Source organism: Streptomyces sp. NPDC058457 (assembly GCF_042720695.1).
Classification (GTDB): Bacteria; Actinomycetota; Actinomycetes; order Streptomycetales; family Streptomycetaceae; genus Streptomyces.
On record NZ_JBHXLU010000001.1, the window covers coordinates 85,405 to 103,424 of the forward strand.

Here is an 18,020-nt window from a genome sequence, read left to right on the forward strand (position 1 = left end):
TAGCCTCGATGACATGGACAACGACACGCACCTCGACCCGGTGGAAGGGCTGGGTCATTTTCTCCGCGCCCGCAGAGCACGCCTCAGCCCCGAGGCGGCAGGACTGCCCGCCGCCGGCCGGCGAAGGGTGCCCGGGCTGCGCCGCGACGAGGTCGCGACGCTCGCGGGGGTCAGCCCGAGCTACTACAGCCGGCTGGAGCAGGGCCGTGAAGTCAGCCCTTCGCCCCGGGTCCTCGAGGCCATGGCCCGCGTGCTGCGACTCGGGGACGAGGAGAAGCGCGAACTCTTCCGGCTGGCGCTGCCGTCAGCCCGTCGCACCAGGGCGCCCGTCCGGGTCGAGCGTGTCCGGCCGCATCTGCGGCAGCTGATCGAGAGCTGGACCAGGACACCGGCCTTCATCATCGGCCACGCCCAGGACCTGCTGGCCACCAACGCGCTGGCCGACGCCCTCTACCGTGACTTCGCGCAGCACGACAACGTCCTGCGCATGCTCTTCCTGGACCCCGCCGCGAAGTCCTTCTACCGCAGCCCGGAGCGGGCCAGGCACCGGGCGGTCGCCGACCTTCAGCAGACCGCGGCGAGCACCCCGGAGGACCCCCGCATCCTGGAGCTGGTCGGTGAGCTGTCGGTACGCAGTGGCGAGTTCCGCGCCCTGTGGGCTCGCGAGTACACCCGGGTCCCGCCCTACGAGACCAAGCAGGTGCACCACTCCGTCGTGGGCGACCTGGAGCTGCGCCACGAGGCCCTCGACATCCGCAGCGTCCCGGGACAGCAGCTCGTCGTCCTGCAGGCCGAGCCCGGCTCCCCCTCCGCCGACGGGCTGGCCCTGCTCGGCTCCGTCAGCGCGCCCGGGGTGCCGCACCAGCAGCACCCCGCGCGCGGCACCTGAGTCCCGTCCTGGGTGCAGGACTCCCAGGAAAACCGCTGCCTTCATATCGCCCTGCAGGAGGGACAGACTCGAATACGTCAACAGGAAATCCCCCTCAAGGGGAAAGGAACGAAAGAGGTTTTCCCATGGCTACGTGGTTTGTCACCGGTGCCTCCCGCGGAATCGGCGCGGAAATCGCCCGTGCCGCTCTGGCAGGCGGCAACAATGTCGTGGTCGCCGTACGAGATCCGGAACGCGTACCCGACGATCTGAAGAGTTCCGACAAGGTCTTCGCGGTCGCCCTGGACGTCACGGACAACGACAGTATTCCGCACGCGGTCGAGGCGGCCGTGGCGCGGTTCGGCGGTATCGACGTCCTCGTGAACAACGCCGGCCGCGGCCTGCTGGGTGCGCTGGAGGAGATCACCGACGCGGAGGCCCGGTCACTGTTCGACCTCAACGTCTTCGGACTGATCAACGTCACCCGGGCCGTGCTGCCCGTGATGCGCAAGCAGGGCTCGGGCCGGCTGGTGCACATCGGCTCGCGTTCCGGTTTCGAGGGCGAGCCGGGCGTCAGCCTGTACTCCGCGTCGAAGTTCGCGGTCGCCGGCATCAGCGAGGCGCTCTCCGCCGAAATGGCGCCGTTCGGAATCCAGTCGATGGTCGTCGAGCCCGGCGTCTTCCGCACCGACTTCCTGGACGCCAGCTCCCTGTCGGTCGCCGAGAACCGCATCGGCGACTACGACGACACCCCCGCGCACGTGACGCTGGACTGGATCGACCGGGCCAACCACGCCCAGCTCGGCGACCCCGTCAAGGGCGCCGCCCTCATCGTCGAGGCGGCCGCCGCCGAGAAGCTGCCCACGCATCTCTACCTCGGGCGCGACACGCTGGAGCGGCTCGACGTCAAGTACCAGCAGGTGCAGGACGACCTCGCCCCGTGGCGCGAGAAGTCCGCCGCCACCGCGCACGACGACGCCGCCTGACGCTCCGCCTTCCGAACCCCGTGACCAAAGAGACTGAGCATTTGTGATGTCTGCTGCCCTGCTCACCGGTACCCCCCTCGCCGGCCGTGTCGCCGTCGTCTCCGGCGCCTCCAGCGGCATGGGGGCCGTCACCGCCGAGCGGCTGGCCGAACTCATCCACGACATCGACGTCCTGCAGAGCGCCGACATCGCCGAGACCGTCGCCTTCATGGCCGCCGTCCCGCGTCACGTCAACCTCACCGAGATCACCATCCTGCCCACCGCCCAGGCCGTCTGACGTTCGTCACGGCGTGGCGGGGGAGTACAGCCCGTGCTGTTCTCCCCCGCCACGCTGCCATCCGGCGAGAGGAACCGAGAGGAACCGAGCGGACCCGACATGAACATCACTGTGATCGTACGAGGGCGGGCCGGCGGCCTGGCCCGGCTGTGGGCGAAGGCCGGCCACGGGGTCAGCACCCTGGGGCCGGACGGAGGCGATGCCTCGGCCGGGTGACCGTCGACGCGACCGACCTCTTTGCGTCCGCGGACGAGCTGATCGGCGAGCAGCGCGTCGCTTCGACCCCTCGTATGCCGGCGACCTCGATCCGAGAGCGCGGCTGCTGGAGGACGGTTCCCGTCTCACACGCGCCCTGGCCGGCCAGATCGGCCCGTTCTTCCACCGCTACGGCCGCCCCGGCGAACCACAGGTCCCGATGGCACCTCTGAGGCTCCTCAAGTCGCTTGGCGCGCACGGAACATGGCTGTCAGGCTGATCCTCATGACAGGAATCACGGGACTCAGCAAGAAGAACACCTTCGTGCTGGCCATCCGGGACGCGGACGTGTTCGCGGCGGCCCTGCGGCAGGCACTGGCGGAAGCCTCGCCGGAGGAACGCCCGGGCCTGGAACGCGCGACCGCACTCGTCGAGTCCACCGCCTCCGCCACCGAGACCCAGCTGCGCGCCCGTTGGGTCCGCTTCCGGCTGGCCGACGTCGGCTTCACCGGTGACGTCGGCTCGGTCGCCGCGGTGAAGGCACTGCGACAGGCGGAGCCGAAGCTGACCCTGCTCGCGGCGGTGCAACTGCAGAAGGAGGCGGTGGCGCACCCCGAGTGATCCGCCAGCCCGTGCCCGCCGGACTCGGGCGGGCGCGGGCTGCCGGAGTGGTCAGGGGGTGAGGTAACAGCCCTTCCGCACGCCCGGCAGCGGGTCCGTGCCGCCGAACGCCGTCGTCGTGCAACTGGTTCCGCCGGAGAACGTTCTGTAGACGAAGGTGCCCCGGGCGCCGTAGGCCACGGTCTGTTGTCCGCTGAAGGCGCATGTCCCGGTCTCGTCGGAGCAGTTGGTGGCGTAACCGGCCGGGCCCCCGCCGGCGGTGTAGCAGGCTTTCGACTCGCCGGGTATCGGGTCGCCGAACTTCGCGTCGGTGCACGGGGTGTCGCCGGTGGCCGTCAGCGTGGTGAACGCTCCGAACGCGCCGTACCTCACCGGCTGTCCGGCGGCGGCCGGGCAGGTGCCGTTCTGGTCCGCGCACTTGGTCCAGCCCCCGGCCGGTGCTCCGGCGGGCGGCAGGTAGCAGGACTTGGCGACACCGTCGACGGGGTCGCCGAAGTGGGCGTTGGAGCAGGCGACGGAGCCGTTGGCGACCTGGTGCACGAAGTTGCCGTTGGCCCCGTAGACGACGTCACGGTTGTAGCCGGGCACGGCGCAGGTGCCGCCCTCGGCCGCGCAGACGGTGTAGCCCGGCGGGCCGCCCGCGTCGGAGACGTAGCAGGACTTCACGAGATTCGGCGCCGGGTCGCCGCCGAAGGAGTCGTTGGCGCAGGCGGTGCTGTCGGTCACGGTCTTGTACGTGTACGTCCCGGCGCCGTAGGCCACCGAGCGGGTGCCGCTGAAGGAGCAGGTGCCACCCTCGCCGGCGCACCGGGTGTACCCCGCACGCAGCGTGCCGGTGGTGGCGGGGTCGGCGGGTGCGGTGGGGTTGCCGAGGCCGGTGGCGGTCACGGTGTAGCTGCCCGGGGCGACCCCGGTGAGGTAGACGTAGGTGTCGTCCTGGCTCGCGCCGGTGATGCCGGAGGCGGGCGTGAAGGTTCCGTTGCTCCAGACGACGGTGCCGTTCACGGACACCGAGACGTTGCCGCCGCCGGACTTCGGGACGCCGATACGGCCGGTGGTGCCGGACGGGCTGGTCAGCTGCGCCGAGTAGGTGCCGGCGGCGGGATCACGGGACCAGGAGGCGTCGACGGCGCCCTGGGGCAGGGTGATACGGCCCTCGGCGCTGGTCAGGTCACCGGGGTGCGGGACGAAGCGGTAGGCACCGCCCGCCGACTCCGGTGCGGTGCCGAGCACGTCGAAGGTGAGCGTGGAGGTGGGCGCCGACGACCAGCCGTGGGCCAGGCTCATGAACGAACCGCCGTAGGCGAGCCCGCCGTCGGCCTTGACGCCCTCCCAGAAGGTGCTCCCGGTGCCGATGTCGCTGTCGAGCATGTGCCCCCAGGTGCGCCGGATCTGGTCCAGTGCGGTGTAGTCGTCGTTCGCCGTGAAGCGGGCGTTGAGCTCCATGCCGCCCGCGAAGGGCGAGACGTTGCCGCCCCATTCGGGGGTGGTGGGGCCGTACGCGCCCCAGTTCTTCCCGAGCCCCGCGACAACGCTCCGCGCCTTGGCCGTGGAGTCGGTCAACCCGTACCAGACCGCGAGGGAGTTGCCGTCCTGCGGATACAGACCGCTGGTGGGGTTGTCCTTGTACATGCCCTTCGAGGCGTCCCACAGAAGGGAGTTGGCCGCGGCCTTGATCGCGTCCGCCTTGCCGGTCCAGCTCGCGGCGAGCGTGCTGTCGCCCTCGGCCGTGGCCAGGGTCGCGCCGCCCCTGAGTGCGGCGTACAGCAACGCGTTGGCGGAGATGTTCTCACCGCCCTGTCCGACCCGGGCCCAGTCCTGGGTGCGGGTGACGTTGAGCAGGCTGTTGCCGTCGATCTTGCCGGTGATGAAGGCCATCCCACGCTTGTAGTCGGCCCATTCCGAGTCCAGCCACGCCCGGTCGGCGGTGTACGTGTAGTACGTCGACGTGCCCAGCAGCGTCCAGGTGTGGTAGGTGTCCGAGCCGGTGAGGTTGAACGGCGGCCCCGACCACGGGATTTCGCCCTCCGCCGACTGCGCGTCGTACATCGTCGTGAGGGCGTTGCGGGTCGAGGTGAGGTCGCCCGAGTACGCGTACTGCGTGGGTACCGCGATGCCCATGTCGCCGGGCCACACCGTGCGGTCCCGCTTGGCGCCGTCGACCAGGACGGAGTCCCCCACCCCGACGGTGGCGCCGTTGTCCCACGCCGAGGCCGGCGGGGGCCAGGCACGGCCCTGGTTCGAGGCGATCGTGTTCAGCTGCACCGTGTACGCCCCGGCGTACCAGATGCGGTTGAGCAGGTCGTCGCTGGAGTGGAAGTAGTTGGCGTAGTCGGCGGGGTCGGACTTCCCGGGTGCCGCGGTGAAGGCGAGGCTGACGCCGTTGAGGTCGACCCAGCCCGAGGTGTCGAGGAAGACCGTCAAGTAGCGGAAACCGCCCCGGAGTCGGGCGGTGGGCACCGTGTAGGTGCCGTTGGCGGAGGCGGTGGCGTAGAGGGCGCCGTCCTCGCCGTCGCGGCCGCTGCTGCGATCGCTGTTGTTGCCCGCGTACAGGGACGACTCGCTGAAGGCCAGCCCGACCCGTTGACCGCTGTCGCTCACGCTCCCGAAGGACAACGTTGCCAGGCCGCCGACCTCTTTGCCGAAGTCGAGGGTGACGGCCGACTGCGAGCCGGAGATCCGGGTCGGCTGTCCGCTCAGCACGTTCTGCGGGTTCGCGACGCTGCCGGACGTCCGGTGGACGGCGGTCGGCTTGAGGGTGCGTGAGGTCGGCGAGTAGTTCAGGGGGTCGACCGCCGCCGCCCGGACGCCCGTCGAGGTCCCCGTCGCGGACACCGGCACGATGTCGGCGGACGGGGCGGGGCCCACGGTGAGCGTGGTGGCCGCGACGACGGCCAGGCCGAGCAGATGATGCCGGCCCGGCGGTCTGCCCAGCGGTGATCGACGGCGCATGGAGACCTCCTGGGTGGGGGGTGCGGATGCCTGGGGGAGTGCGGCATCTGAAACGATTCAAAATCGTGCCGTACGAAGCCTCGTGCTGGTTGCGACAGGTGGATGCACGAGGAGCCTCGCCGAAGTTCCACCGATGATGGGCGCCGGAAATCCGGGTGTCAACCCGTCGTGGCCGCCTCCCAATTCCCTTGGAACAGGGTGCCCTTGCGGCATTGACAGGGCCTCGCCAAGCCGGTTCACTGCCTCGTTGACAGGTGTGGACCAGTGCTCGATTCCGGCCCGGCTCGACCAGAGCCGCAGGCCCCAGTCATGCGCGCCGACCGTCGTCCCCCATGTGAAATCGAGGCGAGTCCCGGTGTCCTCACGCAGCTCAGACATCGTTGTCACACCACGTCTTCTCCGGTTCCTGCCGGCGGCCGCGCTCGCGCTCGCCGCCCTGGTGCCGGCCGCGACCCCCGCGTCCGCCGCCACCCAGGTCTGCGTACTGGCCTGCGACACGCTCGACCCGTCGCAGGCCCGGCAGGAGACCTTCCCGGTACCGGACAAGGACCTCGACGGCCGTCGCCTGGAACTGCATGTCTCCGACGCGGACGACATGGCGTGGGCCAGCATCGACGACGGTGTGGCCGGGGACTCGGTGTGGCTGGACCGGTCCTGGGACGGCGGCGCGACCTGGGAGGGGCTGCTCGGCAAGGCGAGCATCCCGGGCACCTGGACCGGCACCAGGACGCTGATGTACAACATCACCGACCCCCGAAACCACCGTCGAGGGCTGGTCCGGGCCTGCGGCGACGCGGCAGGGGTCGGCTGCACGAACTGGGTCTACCCCACCGTCTGCGACACCCTCTGCGACGGCACGAGCGCGGGCCAGGCGGCCGGCGACGACCAGCCGGTACCGTCCACCACCCTCTACGGCCGCACCATCCGGCTCCACGTCGACCAGCGGAACTCCACGGCCTGGGCGAGCATCGACACCGGTGGCGCAGGTGACGAGATCTGGCTCGACCGCTCCTGGGACGGCGGCACGACCTGGCCGGACGGCTCCTCCCTCGGCCGCACCGCCACCCCGTCCGGAGCCACCGGCACCCGCACCGCGATGTACGCCACCCGCGACCCGCGCGGCCTCCTCTACGGCGGTGCGGTCCGCGCCTGCGGCCGGGAGGCGAGCCACAACGAGGGCAGTTGCACCGCGTGGGTCAGGCCCGCACCGGCCAGGGCGCGCGCGGCGGCGGACGCGCTGATGACGTCCTACGACCCCTACAACGGCTGGTGGACCGGCAGTTGGTGGAACTCGGCCGCCGCCCTCACCGCCCTCGTCGACTTCGAGAAGACCACCGGCACGCATGACTACGACTGGGCCATCGCCCGCACCTTCGACCAGAACAAGGGCGCCTTCGCCGCCGGGGTGCGCAGTTCGGACGCGATCGAGGGCGACTTCATCAGCCGTTCCATCGACGACTCGGGCTGGTGGGCCATCGCCTGGATCGACGCGTACGACTACACCGGCGACTCCCGGTATCTCAACGAGGCCGTCACCATTGCCGATTACATCCAGCAGTACTGGGACACCGGCACCTGCGGCGGTGGCGTGTGGTGGGACCGCGAGCGGACCTACAAGAACGCCGTGACGAACGGGCAGTACCTGTGGCTGACCACCGCACTGCACCAGCGCATCCCGGGCGACACCGGGTGGCTCCAGCGGGCGAAGACGTCCGCCGCCTGGTACAAGGCCAGCGGGATGATCGACTCCTCGGGTCTTGTGAACGACGGCCTGACCTCCGCATGCGCCAACAACGGCTCCACCGTGTGGAGTTACAACCAGGGGCTGGCCATCGGCGGCTTCACCGAACTGTGGAAGTCCACCGGGGACAGCTCGCTGCTGACCACCGCGCGGACCCTGGCCGATGCCGCGATCAGCAGCCCGGCGCTCACCGTCGGTGGAGTGCTCACCGAGTCCTGCGACGTCGGTTCGGCGTCCTGCGACGACAACCAGAAGCAGTTCAAGGGCATCTTCCTGCGGAACCTCGCCGACCTGGCGACCGCCACCGGCACCGGCACGTACCGGAGTTACGTGCAGAAGCAGGCGGACACCCTGTGGGCGCAGGACCGGACCTCTCTCAACGCCCTCGGTGAACGCTGGGCCGGCACCAGCCCGAACCAGACCGACTGGCGGACCCAGGCCAGTGCCCTCGAAGCGCTTACCGCCGCCGCGGGGTGACGGTGGAACCGGCCGACGAGGAACTCGCCTTGCCCCTCAGCCGGACCTCCTCCACGTCGAGCATCCGCTGGACGGTCCGCAGGACGATGTCGTCGATACGGCCGGCGTCGCGCAGGTCCGTGAGCGTGTCCCGCTTGACCTGGAGCAGGGCGAGTTCGAGTCGCCGTAGGCTCTCCTGGCGTCGCGCGGTGGCGGGAGCGGGGGCCGTACGGTCCTCGATGTCCCGGACCATGCGCCGGGTGTCCTGCTCGGGGACCCCGAACCGTTCCGCCAGCTCCGGCAGGGCGTGCAGGGCGGCACTGCTCAAACGGCAGCGGACGAGGGTGAGTTCGGCGTTCTTGTCCGTGTCCTCGGGGAAACGGGCCCGGCGGACCACGGCCGGCAGCGTGGGACCGAGGACCGTGAGGGTGACGACGATGACGACGGTGGTGAGGAACACGACGGCGTCACGCTGCCCGACGGCATGTCCCCCGGCGGTCGTGGCGGGCACGGTGAGCGCGGCGGCCAGCGAGATGGCGCCACGCATTCCCGCCCACGCCAGCGGCAGCCGCTGACGTCCGGATATCCGGCGCTCGCGCTGCCGGGGACGCCGGTCCAGGATCCTGACCAGATAGGGGACCGAGTAGAACCACGCGATCCGGGTCCCGATCACGGCGACGTTCACGGCGAGGGCGGCGAACGTCGCCCGGATCAAGGAGACTGAGGTCAACGCACGCACTGCTGACGGCAGTTGGATACCGACGAGGACGAACAGCGCGCTGTTGAGCAGATAACTGGACACTTCCCAGAAGGCGACGGCCTGGATACGGGCGTCGGGACCGATGACACGAGGGCCGAACCGGGTGGTCACCAGGCCGCAGGTGACGACGGCGAGGACGCCGGACACGTGCAGGAGTTCGGCGGGCAGGTAGGCCAGGAAGGGCGTGGCGACGCTCAGCACGCTGTGCAGCAGGGGGTCGGGCAACCGGCGCCTGACCGGGATCAGGAGCAGGGCGACCGCGCCGCCGACCAGGATTCCGCCGGCGTAGGACTCGGCGAAGGCGAGCGCCGTGCCCGACCAGGAGAAGGGCCGCTCGTCGGTGAGGACATCGACGGCCACGGCCAGCAGGACCAGCGCGGTGCCGTCGTTCAGCAGGCTCTCGGTGCGCAGCACGGTCAGGATGCGGCGCGGCATGGCCCTGGCGACGGCGGCTACGGCCGCGGCGTCGGTCGGGGCCAGGACGGCGCCGAGGACGAAGGCGACGGGCCAGCCGTAGCCCAGCGCATGGGCGACGGCCGCGACGGCGACGGCCGTTGCCAGGACCAGTCCGGTGGACTGCAGCGCGATGCTGCGGAAGTTGTCGCGGATCTCGCGGACCGAGGAGGTGATCGCCTCCCAGTACAGCAGGGCGGGCAGAAAGAGGAACAGGACGACCTCGGGGGACAGCGCGAACGACGCGAAGGGCGGTGTCAGTCCCACGAGGCAGCCCGCACCGAGCAGCAGAAGCGGTTCGCTCAGGCCCGTTCGACGCGACAGCCAGCCCATCAGGAGGACACCGACGGCCACGACGGCGATCAGTTCCAGGCTTGCCATGGCGGACTCCTTCGCTGTGCGTACGTGTGGCACGGAGCGGCCGCGGGATCACGGAACGGGGATGGGCAACGCTCTTAGACGGCCGGGGTGTTGAGTACGTACTCGCGCGAGGCGTGCACCTCGGCACGCAGGGCGGGCAGGTCGACGTCGAGGACCTGTCCGTCCCACTTGCGGGGCTCGCCGTCGATGAGGACGGCGCTGATGTTGCGGGCGTCGGAGCCCAGCACGATGGTGCCGATCGGGTCGTTGAGCGGCATGTTGTTGAGGTCCTCGGCCCGGATGACCAGCAGGTCGGCCTTCTTGCCCGGGGTGAGTGAACCGGTGACGCCGGCCAGGCCGTTGGTGCGGGCGCCCTGGAGGGTGGCAAAGTCGAGGACGTCGTGGGTGGTGATGCGGGAGGGCTGCCGGTCGGTGCCATGGACGGCGTTGACCGCGCGCATCCGCTGGATGGCGTGCAGGGCCCGCATCTGGGTGAACATGTCGCTGGCCAGGGCGACTTCGACGTCGATGCTCAGGCCGGGGCGGATGCCGGCGGACAGGGCCTCGTCGACGGCGGGGATCGCGGTCTCCAGGCCGATCTGGGCGTCGGAGGTCGGTGCGAGGGCCACGGTGGTGCCGGAGGCGCCCATCGCCTGCCATGCCTGGGGGGTCAGGCCGGTGGCGTGGATGAGGGTGACGTCGGGGCCGAGGATGCCGTCCTTGGCCCACCGCAGGACCTCGTCCGAGGAGGCGGTGCCGAAGACGGCGTCCACGCTCACCCCGATGCCCAGCTCCTGGGCGACTCGGGCGAGTCGGGGGCCGTAGGCGAGTGCGGGTCCGGCGATCTCGTCGGTGGCCAGGGTCGCGAGGCGCAGGGTGAGCAGCTGGTCGTCGCTGCTGAAGTACCGGTCCCTGAGGCGGGTGAGGTCGCCGGGCCACTGCCGGTCCCAGTCACCGAAGTGCGGGCCCATGGAGGCGTGGACGCCACGGATGCCGGTGTCGCGCAGGGCTTCGACTGCGGCGTCGGAGTGCTCGCGGGTCCGGGAGTTGTGGGAGAAGTCGAGCATGGTCGTGATGCCGCTGTCGATCGCGGTCAGGGCGGCCAGTCTGGTGCCGGTGTACATGTCCTGGGGCCGGTAGACGGTGGCGTACCCGGCCAGGGTGGCGATCACATAGCCGCCGAGGTCGTCGACGTCCGGCATGATCCTGCGCAGCTGGGCCTCCCAGGCGTGCCGGTGGGTGTCGACGAATCCGGGGGTGAGGATCGTGCCGGTGGCGTCGACGGCCACGGCGTCCGCGGCGTCGAGGTGGGGGCCGACGGCGGTGATCGTGTCGCCCTCGACGAGGAGGTCGCCGCCGTCGATGACACCGAGGGCGGGGTCCATGGTGACGACGGTGGCGCCGGTGAACAGGATGCGCCGCCGGTCGGCGGGCCGGCGCCGGAGCTCTTCGAGTACGGCGGTGCTGGTGGTGTCGTTGAGGTTCACGAGGGCTCTTCTTTCGGTACGGCGGGGGGAAGGGGCTGCGGCAGCCGCCTGACCATCAGGTTCGTCGCGCGGCGGAACCGGAACCAGGCCGCTCTGTCCCTAGGTGCGGGGCACCCACGATCCGGCCGGTTCGCGATGCTGGGTGCGCGGCACCCAGGAGGCCCCCGCCTGGGGGGACGGCGGCCTGGCAGGCACCGGCCGCCGGGCTGACCGTAGAAGCATGACCAGCGACGACACGCCCCGTGACCCGCATCCGTACGTCGGGATGTGGGTGACCGCCGACGGATTCATCCGCCAGGAACTGCTGCCGAACGGCCGCTACGACGAAGCCCGCGGCAACCGCCCGAGCGCCTACACCGGCAGCTACACCGTGACCGGCAACCACCTCGACTACGTCGACGACACCGGCTTCACCGCCACCGGCGACGTCCTCGACGGCGTTCTCCACCACGAACACCTGGTGCTCTACCGCCAGGCCGACGAGCCCGCCGGGCCGGTCGACGTGAGGTGAGCGCGTGGCCCGCGCATGGGTGGTGGTGCCCGGTGGTCAGCGGATGCTCGTCCAGCGAGACGCGTCCGCGGCGCTGCGTTCGACGGCCTCCAGGACGTACTGGACCTGCAGGCCGTCGGCGAACGACGGGCGCGGGTCGCCTCCCTCGTCCGCCAGCGCTGTCAGGAAGTCGTGGACCTGGTGGACGAACGCGTGCTCGTAGCCCAGTCCGTGACCGGGTGGCCACCAGGCACTCAGGTACGGGTGTTCCGGCTCGGTCTCCAGGATCCGGCGGAATCCCGCCTCCGTCTCCGGGTCGGCGGCGTCGTACAGCAGAAGCTCGTTCATCGACTCGAAGTCGAAGGCGAGCGAGCCCCGTGCTCCGTTCACCTCGATCCGCATCGCGTTCTTGCGCCCCGTGGCGAAGCGCGTCGCCTCGACCACGACGAGTGCGCCGCCTTCCAGCCGGCCGGTGAACGCGGTCGCGTCGTCGACGGTCACCTTCCCGCGCCGGGTCCCGGCCCGCGCCGAGAGCCCGCCGGCCTCCTCGGGCAGCGGTCGCTCGGCGACGAACGTCGCCTGTGTCGCCGACACCCCGGTGAGCCGCTCTCCGGTCAGGTGCTGGAGCAGGTCGACGAGGTGCGACCCGAGGTCCCCCAGCGCCCCGGAACCGGCCCGTTCCCTGCGCAGCCGCCACACCAGCGGGAACTCGGGATCGACGATCCAGTCCTGCAGGTACTGCGCTCTGACGTGCCGCACCTCGCCGATCCAGCCCTCGGCGATCAGCCACGCGGCGTGCGCCAGTGCGGGCACGCGCCGGTAGTTGAAGCCGACCATCGACCGGACGCCGGACTCCGCCGCGACCTGCGCGGCGGCGGCCATGCGCTCGGCCTCGTCGGCCGTGTTCGCCAGCGGCTTCTCGCACAGCACGTGCTTGCCGGCGGCCAGGGCGGCGATCGCGATGTCGGCATGGGAGTCGCCGGGGGTGCAGATGTCGACGACGTCCACGTCGTCGCGTCGTACGACCTGCTGCCAGTCGTCCGCCCAGTCACCCCACCCCAGCCGCTCGGCCGCCCGGGCCGCACCCTTCGGGTCACGGCCGCAGACGACGGTCATGTCGACGGCGAAGGGCAGGTCGAACACCCTGGGGGCGGTGCGCCAGGCCTGGGAGTGCACGGCTCCCATGAACGAGTGGCCGATCATCGCCACCCCGAGGCGGGGGCGGCCGGGAACAGGGGCGGGAGAGGGGCGTGGCACGGGGTCTCCGTCTCGGTGGGTTCTACAGGGCGTGGGGGGCGACGGCTCTACGGGACGAGGGCGCCGCGAACCGACGGCCAGCCGGCGAGGGCGGCACGTACGTCCGGGCGGTTCTCGTCGCGCAGGGCCGCCGCGTACGCCTGGTCGAGCACGTCGTCGACGAGCACGCGCTGTCCGGTCCGGGCCGACAGCACCGCGGCCTCGACCATCGCCAGACTCATGGCGTTCTCGTGCACCTCGCCCATGGGCACAGCGCCGGTCCGCAGCGACTCGACGAAGACCCGCAGCGCTCCGGCGATGTCGGAGTACGGGGAGCGGGGCCGCTCGGCGGGTTGTACGTCGGCGGCGAGCACGGGCTCGTTGTCGCCGTCCCACAGCGCCGAGCCCTTCTCGCCGCTCGCCCGCCACGTCCCGTTCCACGACGTCTCGGCGCCCGGACCGCACCAGCTGCCGTTGTACGCGTAGCGTGCCCCGCCCGCCATCTCGAAGACGGCACTCGCGGCGGCGTCACCCTCGTACCAGCTCCATGGCGGGTTGTACGAATGGCAGTAGACGGCGACCGGATCCGTGCCGAGCAGGAAACGGGCCGCGTCGAAGGCGTGGATCGCCATGTCGACCAGCAGCGGGTACGCCATCTCCTCGCGGAAACCGCCGAAGTGCGGAGCCTTGAAGAACTCGGTCGTCAGCGTGCCGATCGCACCGAGTTCCCCGAGCATCCCGCGCAGGGTGAACAGCTGGGGGTTCCAGCGCCGGGACTGGCTCACCATGAACAGCTCGCCGCTCGCCTCGGACGCGGCTGCCAGGGACAGGGCGCGGGCCAGGGTGTCGGCGATCGGCTTCTCGCCGAGGACGGGCAGCCCGGCGGACAACGCGGCGGTGGTGACGGGGTGATGTGCCTCCGGAACCGTCACGTTGACGATCGCCTGGGCGCCGGTGCCGGCCGCGACCGCGACCGCGTCGGAGCCGACCGGAAGGCCGGGCCGGCCGAGGCCGGCCGCGGCCCGCCGGGCGGCGGCCAGGTCGAGGTCGGCGATGCCGACGAGCTCCGTCTCGGGTGCGGCGCTGACGGTGGCCAGCCACTGCCGCCCCATGGAGCCGGCGCCGACCACCACGACGCGCAGGGGGTCGTCCGGTCCGCAACCGATGATTCGGTGGGTCATCGAAGCGGCCCCGAGTAGGACTTGCCGTTGAAGAAGTCGTCGGTGTCGTAGCGCAGCAGCTCCGGGCGGCTGCGCTCGGGCCGGTCCGTACGGGCCCACTGCACGCCGTTGGCGATCACCCGGCGGATGTCCTTGTGGTGGTAGACCGGGTAGTCCTGGTCGCCGGGGCTGAAGTAGAAGATCCTGCCGTGGCCGCGGCGGAAGGTGCAGCCGCCGCGTATCACCTCACCGCCCGTGAACGAGCTGACGAAGACGAGTTCGTCGGGCGCCGGGATGTCGAAGAACTCCCCGTACATCTCGTCCTCTTCGACGACGATCGGATGGGGCACTCCCTGGGCGATCGGGTGTGTGGGATCGACCGTCCACACCAGCTCGCGATCGTGCTCGTTGCGCCAGCGCAGGGTGCAGCTGGTGCCCATGAGCCTGACGAAGATCTTCGACCAGTGGCCGGAGTGCAGGACCACGAGGCCCATGCCCGACAGCACGTGCCGGTGCACCCGTTCCACGACCTCGTCGGACACCTCGGCGTGGGCGGCGTGTCCCCACCAGGTGAGGACGTCGGTCCGGGCGAGCACCTCCTCGGTCAGGCCGTGTTCGGGGTCGTCCAGCGTCGCGGTGCGTACGGTGCAGGCGTCGCCGAGGTTCTCCCTGATGCCCTCCGCGATCGTCGTGTGCATGCCCTGCGGGTAGATCTTGGCCACGTGTTCTTCGACCTTCTCGTGGCGGTTCTCCCCCCACACGGTCACCTGGAGCGGGGACGGGGACGGGGACGGGGGCGATGCGGGGGACGTGGTCACAGTGGTGTGCTGCCTTTCTGCGAAGTCGTCCGGGGGACGGGTCATTTGACGGCTCCACCGGTCACGCCGGTGGCGATGTAGCGCTGTGCCACGAGGAGCAGCACGAGAGCCGGGACCGAGGCGAGGGTCGCGGTGGCCATCACCGCGTTCCAGTCGCTCACGTGGGCGCCGAGGTACTCGTAGAGGCCGAGCGTGACGGGGCGGACGTCCTCGGTCGTGGTCAGGGTCAGCGCGAAGAGGAAGTCGCTCCAGGTGAACAGGAAGGTGAACAGCCCCGCCGTGATGAGGGCGTTCCTGCTCATCGGCAGGACGATCGAGACGAACGCCCGGAGCCGGCCCGCCCCGTCCACCCGGGCCGCCTCGATCACCGAGGACGGGATGTTGCCCATGAAGGCCCGCAGGATCAGGATCGCGAAGGGGATGCCCGCCGTGGAGTCGGCCAGGATCAGGCCGGGGATCGAGTTGAGCAGCCCGAGGTCGTTGTAGGCGCTGTACAGGGCGTTGGCCACCACGATGCCGGGGACCATCTGGCTGATCAGGATCCCGAACAGCGCCGGGCCGACCCAGCGCGCGTGGACGTGGGCGAGCGCGTACGCGGCCGGGCTCGCGACGACCAGGCTGAACGCCACACTCCCCACGGCCACGATGAGGCTGGTCAGGAGGTTGGGCCCTTGCTGGCTCAGCGCGGTGGCGTAGCCGTCGAGGTCAAGGTGGGCGGGGAACCAGGACGTGCCCACGGCGGCATTGCCCGGCTGCAGGGAGACGTTGACCATCCAGTAGACCGGGAACAGCATCACGGCCAGGATCAGCACCCCGACCGCGGTGTACCCCCACGGCCGCCGCGAGCGCCGCCGGTGGACGGGTGAGTGCGTGACCGGTCGGACAGGTGTGTGCGTGATCGGTGTCATGACGGCCTCACTGCTCGACGGCGCGTCGGTTCGCGCGCAGGTAGAGGAAGGCGAAGACCAGCGAGATGACGATGAGGACGTTGCCGAGCGCGGCGCCCTGTCCGAAGTCGAACTGCTGGAAGGACAGTTGGTAGGACTGGCTGGCGATGGTCTGCGTCGCGTTCGCCGGGCCCCCGTTGGTGAGCCCGAGGATGACGTCCAGCACCTTGACCGTGTAGACGACGCCGAGGACGAGCACCACGCCGACCACGGGGCGCAGCAGCGGCCAGGTCACGTGCCGGAACGCCCGCCACCCCGTCGCGCCGTCCAGGGCCGCCGCCTCGTACAGCTCCTCGGGGATGTCCTGGAGCCCTCCGTAGAGGATCGCGACGTTGAAGGGGATCCCGATCCAGATGTTGACCCCGATCACCGCGATCAGCGCCAGTGAGGTGCTGGTGAGCCACCCGGGGCGGTCCTGTACGAGGTGCAGGTCACCGAGGAACCGGTTGAGTACGCCGTTGTCCTGGTCGAGGATCCAGCGCCACACCGCGCTGGAGACGATCAGCGGCACCAGCCACGGCAGCAGGAGCAGGGAGCGCAGCACGCCGTTCAGCGGGAACCTGCGGCGGAAGAACACGGCGATCGCCAGACCGGTGAGGAACTGCCCCGCGATCGAACCCGCCGTGAACAGGACCGTGTTGAGGAGCGCCTTGTCGAACACGGACGAGGACACGACGGCCTTGTAGTTGGCGAACCCGACCCAGGGCGCCTGTCCGGTGTAGAAGGTGGCCGTCGTGTAGCGCTGGAACCCCATGACGACGTTCTTCACCACCGGGTAGCCGAAGAACGCCGCCATGTAGGCCAGTGCGGGAAGCAGGAACAGCAGCTGGGACTGGTGCCGTCGGCCGCGTTTCCGCAGTCCGCGGTCCACCGGGGCGCTGTCCACGGCCCGCACCGCCCGCCGCAGCACGTCAGCCATCCTGGGCCTGCTTCAGTGCCTGCGCCGGAGTCGCCCCCTGGGTGAGCGCGGTCTGCATCGCGGTGTAGATCCTGGTGGCGGCCTTCGGCCAGTCCTTGCCCAACTCACCGGTGCGGGCCCGGGCGTTGCGCACCTGCGTGGTGAACGCCTGCATCCTGGGCTGCTGCGCGGCGAACTTGTCCATCAGCGCGGTCTTCGTCGGCACGGTCTGGCGCTGCTCGGCCAGCGCCAGCTGGTTCTTGTCGGAGTTGAGGCACGCGACGACCTTGGCCGCCTTGGCCTGGCGCTGCGCGTTGCCGGTCTGCGGGATGGTCCAGGTCTCGCCGCCCAGCGGGACGACCGGGGTGTCGCCGGCCTTGGGCACCGGGATCTGTACGACGCGGTAGTGCAGGCTCTTGTCCTTGTCCAGGACCGGGAACTGCCAGGGGCCGTTGATCATCATGGCCGCGTTGCCCGCCGCGAACTGGTCGTCGACGTCCGCCTGGCTCCAGTTGACCACCGACTTCGAGGCCGATCCGCTCTTGACGAGGTCCACCCACAGCTGAAGGGCCTGCGCGACCTCGGGCGTGGCGATGTCCTTCTCGTCGCCGCCGTTGGACCACATGAACGGCAGGAACTGCCAGGTGCCCTCGTAAGTGGCCGGTGCGGCGAAGGCGATGCCGTACCTCTTGCCCGAAGTGAGCTTCTCCGCGGCCGACTTGAGCTCGGCCCAGGTGGTGGGCGGCTTGATCCCCGCCTTGTCGAGCATGTCCTTGTTGTAGAACAGGCCGATCGTGTTGGTCACCGGCTGCAGGCCGTAGAGCTTGCCCTGGTAGGTCGAGGCGTCCACCACGCCCTTGGCGTATCCGTCCGCCGACAGGCCGAAGTCGCCGATCGGGGCGAGGGCGCCGCTGGCCGCGATCTGTTGCAGGTCGGGGTTGTCGAGCATCAGGACGTCGGGGAGGGTCCGCGAGGAGGCCTGTTGCAGCACCTTGGGTATCAGGGAGGGACCGGCCACGGCCTCCCGCTTGATCTTCACGCCGTTCTGCCGCCCGCACGCGTCCAGGACCTTCGCGTAGATCCCCTTGTCGGGCTGATCGGCGTAGTAGTCCATCACCCGCAGTGTGCCGGCGCCGCCGGACGATCCGGTGCCCGAGCCGCAGGCGCTCAGGGAGAGCGGTGCCAGGAGCGCCAGGGCCGCCGTCAGGGTCGTTCTCCTGAGGAATGCTCGTCGTTGAGCCATGTCTCGTTCTCTCCTCGATCGGCGCTGTCTCGGGCGGACCGCGCGGGGTGTCGATGCGTATCGACAGTGCTG

The 18,020-nt window shown here is 70.5% G+C and carries 15 protein-coding genes; 6 read left to right on the forward strand and 9 right to left on the reverse strand.

Annotation, left to right across the window (positions count from 1 at the left end):
* The first annotated feature begins 13 nt into the window (after nucleotides 1-13).
* From ACFWPS_RS00390 to ACFWPS_RS00405, 4 genes are all read left to right on the forward strand, one after another.
* On the forward strand, nucleotides 14-889 hold the full coding sequence (locus ACFWPS_RS00390; protein ID WP_383699222.1) for a helix-turn-helix transcriptional regulator: 876 nt from the start codon (nucleotides 14-16) through the stop codon (nucleotides 887-889).
* A 125-nt stretch (nucleotides 890-1,014) separates the two neighbouring features.
* Entirely contained in the window at nucleotides 1,015-1,854 is an 840-nt protein-coding gene (locus ACFWPS_RS00395) for an SDR family NAD(P)-dependent oxidoreductase (protein WP_383699224.1), read from the forward strand.
* 46 nt (nucleotides 1,855-1,900) lie between these two features.
* Nucleotides 1,901-2,131, forward strand: coding sequence for a hypothetical protein (locus ACFWPS_RS00400; RefSeq protein WP_383699226.1), 231 nt, complete (start codon nucleotides 1,901-1,903; stop codon nucleotides 2,129-2,131).
* Nucleotides 2,132-2,611: 480 nt separating this feature from the next.
* Nucleotides 2,612-2,947, forward strand: coding sequence for a hypothetical protein (locus ACFWPS_RS00405; protein WP_383699228.1), 336 nt, complete (start codon nucleotides 2,612-2,614; stop codon nucleotides 2,945-2,947).
* Between the two features lie 51 nt (nucleotides 2,948-2,998).
* On the opposite strand, the gene ACFWPS_RS00410 is transcribed toward ACFWPS_RS00405, so the two are convergent.
* Nucleotides 2,999-5,899 (reverse strand): alpha-L-rhamnosidase, encoded by a 2,901-nt coding sequence (locus ACFWPS_RS00410; RefSeq protein WP_383699230.1) that lies wholly within the window; start codon nucleotides 5,897-5,899, stop codon nucleotides 2,999-3,001.
* 595 nt (nucleotides 5,900-6,494) lie between these two features.
* On the opposite strand from ACFWPS_RS00410, the gene ACFWPS_RS00415 reads away from it, so the two are divergent.
* A complete protein-coding gene (locus tag ACFWPS_RS00415; RefSeq protein ID WP_383699779.1) occupies nucleotides 6,495-8,117 on the forward strand; it encodes a glycoside hydrolase family 76 protein in 1,623 nt (540 codons plus the stop codon).
* Here ACFWPS_RS00415 and ACFWPS_RS00420 read toward each other — a convergent pair.
* Together ACFWPS_RS00420 and ACFWPS_RS00425 are read right to left on the reverse strand one after the other, a co-directional pair.
* Complete coding sequence (locus tag ACFWPS_RS00420) at nucleotides 8,098-9,690, reverse strand: Na+/H+ antiporter (protein WP_383699232.1); 1,593 nt, start codon at nucleotides 9,688-9,690, stop codon at nucleotides 8,098-8,100. The genes ACFWPS_RS00415 and ACFWPS_RS00420 overlap by 20 nt on opposite strands.
* Before the next feature lie 74 nt (nucleotides 9,691-9,764).
* Nucleotides 9,765-11,156, reverse strand: coding sequence for an amidohydrolase family protein (locus ACFWPS_RS00425; protein WP_383699234.1), 1,392 nt, complete (start codon nucleotides 11,154-11,156; stop codon nucleotides 9,765-9,767).
* A 220-nt stretch (nucleotides 11,157-11,376) separates the two neighbouring features.
* On the opposite strand from ACFWPS_RS00425, the gene ACFWPS_RS00430 reads away from it, so the two are divergent.
* Nucleotides 11,377-11,667: an Atu4866 domain-containing protein gene (locus ACFWPS_RS00430; protein ID WP_383699236.1), complete on the forward strand. Its 291-nt coding sequence runs from the start codon at nucleotides 11,377-11,379 to the stop codon at nucleotides 11,665-11,667.
* A gap of 36 nt (nucleotides 11,668-11,703) precedes the next feature.
* Here the strand turns inward: ACFWPS_RS00430 and ACFWPS_RS00435 are convergent, their stop codons facing one another.
* The 6 genes from ACFWPS_RS00435 to ACFWPS_RS00460 form a co-directional block, all read right to left on the reverse strand.
* Entirely contained in the window at nucleotides 11,704-12,849 is a 1,146-nt protein-coding gene (locus ACFWPS_RS00435) for a Gfo/Idh/MocA family protein (protein WP_383699781.1), read from the reverse strand.
* A gap of 101 nt (nucleotides 12,850-12,950) precedes the next feature.
* Entirely contained in the window at nucleotides 12,951-14,063 is a 1,113-nt protein-coding gene (locus tag ACFWPS_RS00440; protein ID WP_383699238.1) for a Gfo/Idh/MocA family protein, read from the reverse strand.
* Nucleotides 14,060-14,905, reverse strand: a complete 846-nt coding sequence (locus ACFWPS_RS00445) for a ThuA domain-containing protein (RefSeq protein WP_383699240.1) — start codon at nucleotides 14,903-14,905, stop codon at nucleotides 14,060-14,062. The genes ACFWPS_RS00440 and ACFWPS_RS00445 overlap by 4 nt, the downstream gene beginning before the upstream one ends.
* Nucleotides 14,902-15,768 carry a carbohydrate ABC transporter permease gene (locus ACFWPS_RS00450; RefSeq protein WP_383699242.1) on the reverse strand — a complete coding sequence of 289 codons (867 nt, stop codon included), beginning with the start codon at nucleotides 15,766-15,768 and terminating at the stop codon, nucleotides 14,902-14,904. The genes ACFWPS_RS00445 and ACFWPS_RS00450 overlap by 4 nt, the downstream gene beginning before the upstream one ends.
* A 7-nt stretch (nucleotides 15,769-15,775) precedes the next feature.
* A complete protein-coding gene (locus ACFWPS_RS00455; protein WP_383699244.1) occupies nucleotides 15,776-16,726 on the reverse strand; it encodes a carbohydrate ABC transporter permease in 951 nt (316 codons plus the stop codon).
* A complete protein-coding gene (locus ACFWPS_RS00460; protein ID WP_383699246.1) occupies nucleotides 16,719-17,948 on the reverse strand; it encodes an extracellular solute-binding protein in 1,230 nt (409 codons plus the stop codon). Before ACFWPS_RS00460 ends, ACFWPS_RS00455 begins: the two co-directional genes overlap by 8 nt.
* Nucleotides 17,949-18,020 lie beyond the last annotated feature (72 nt).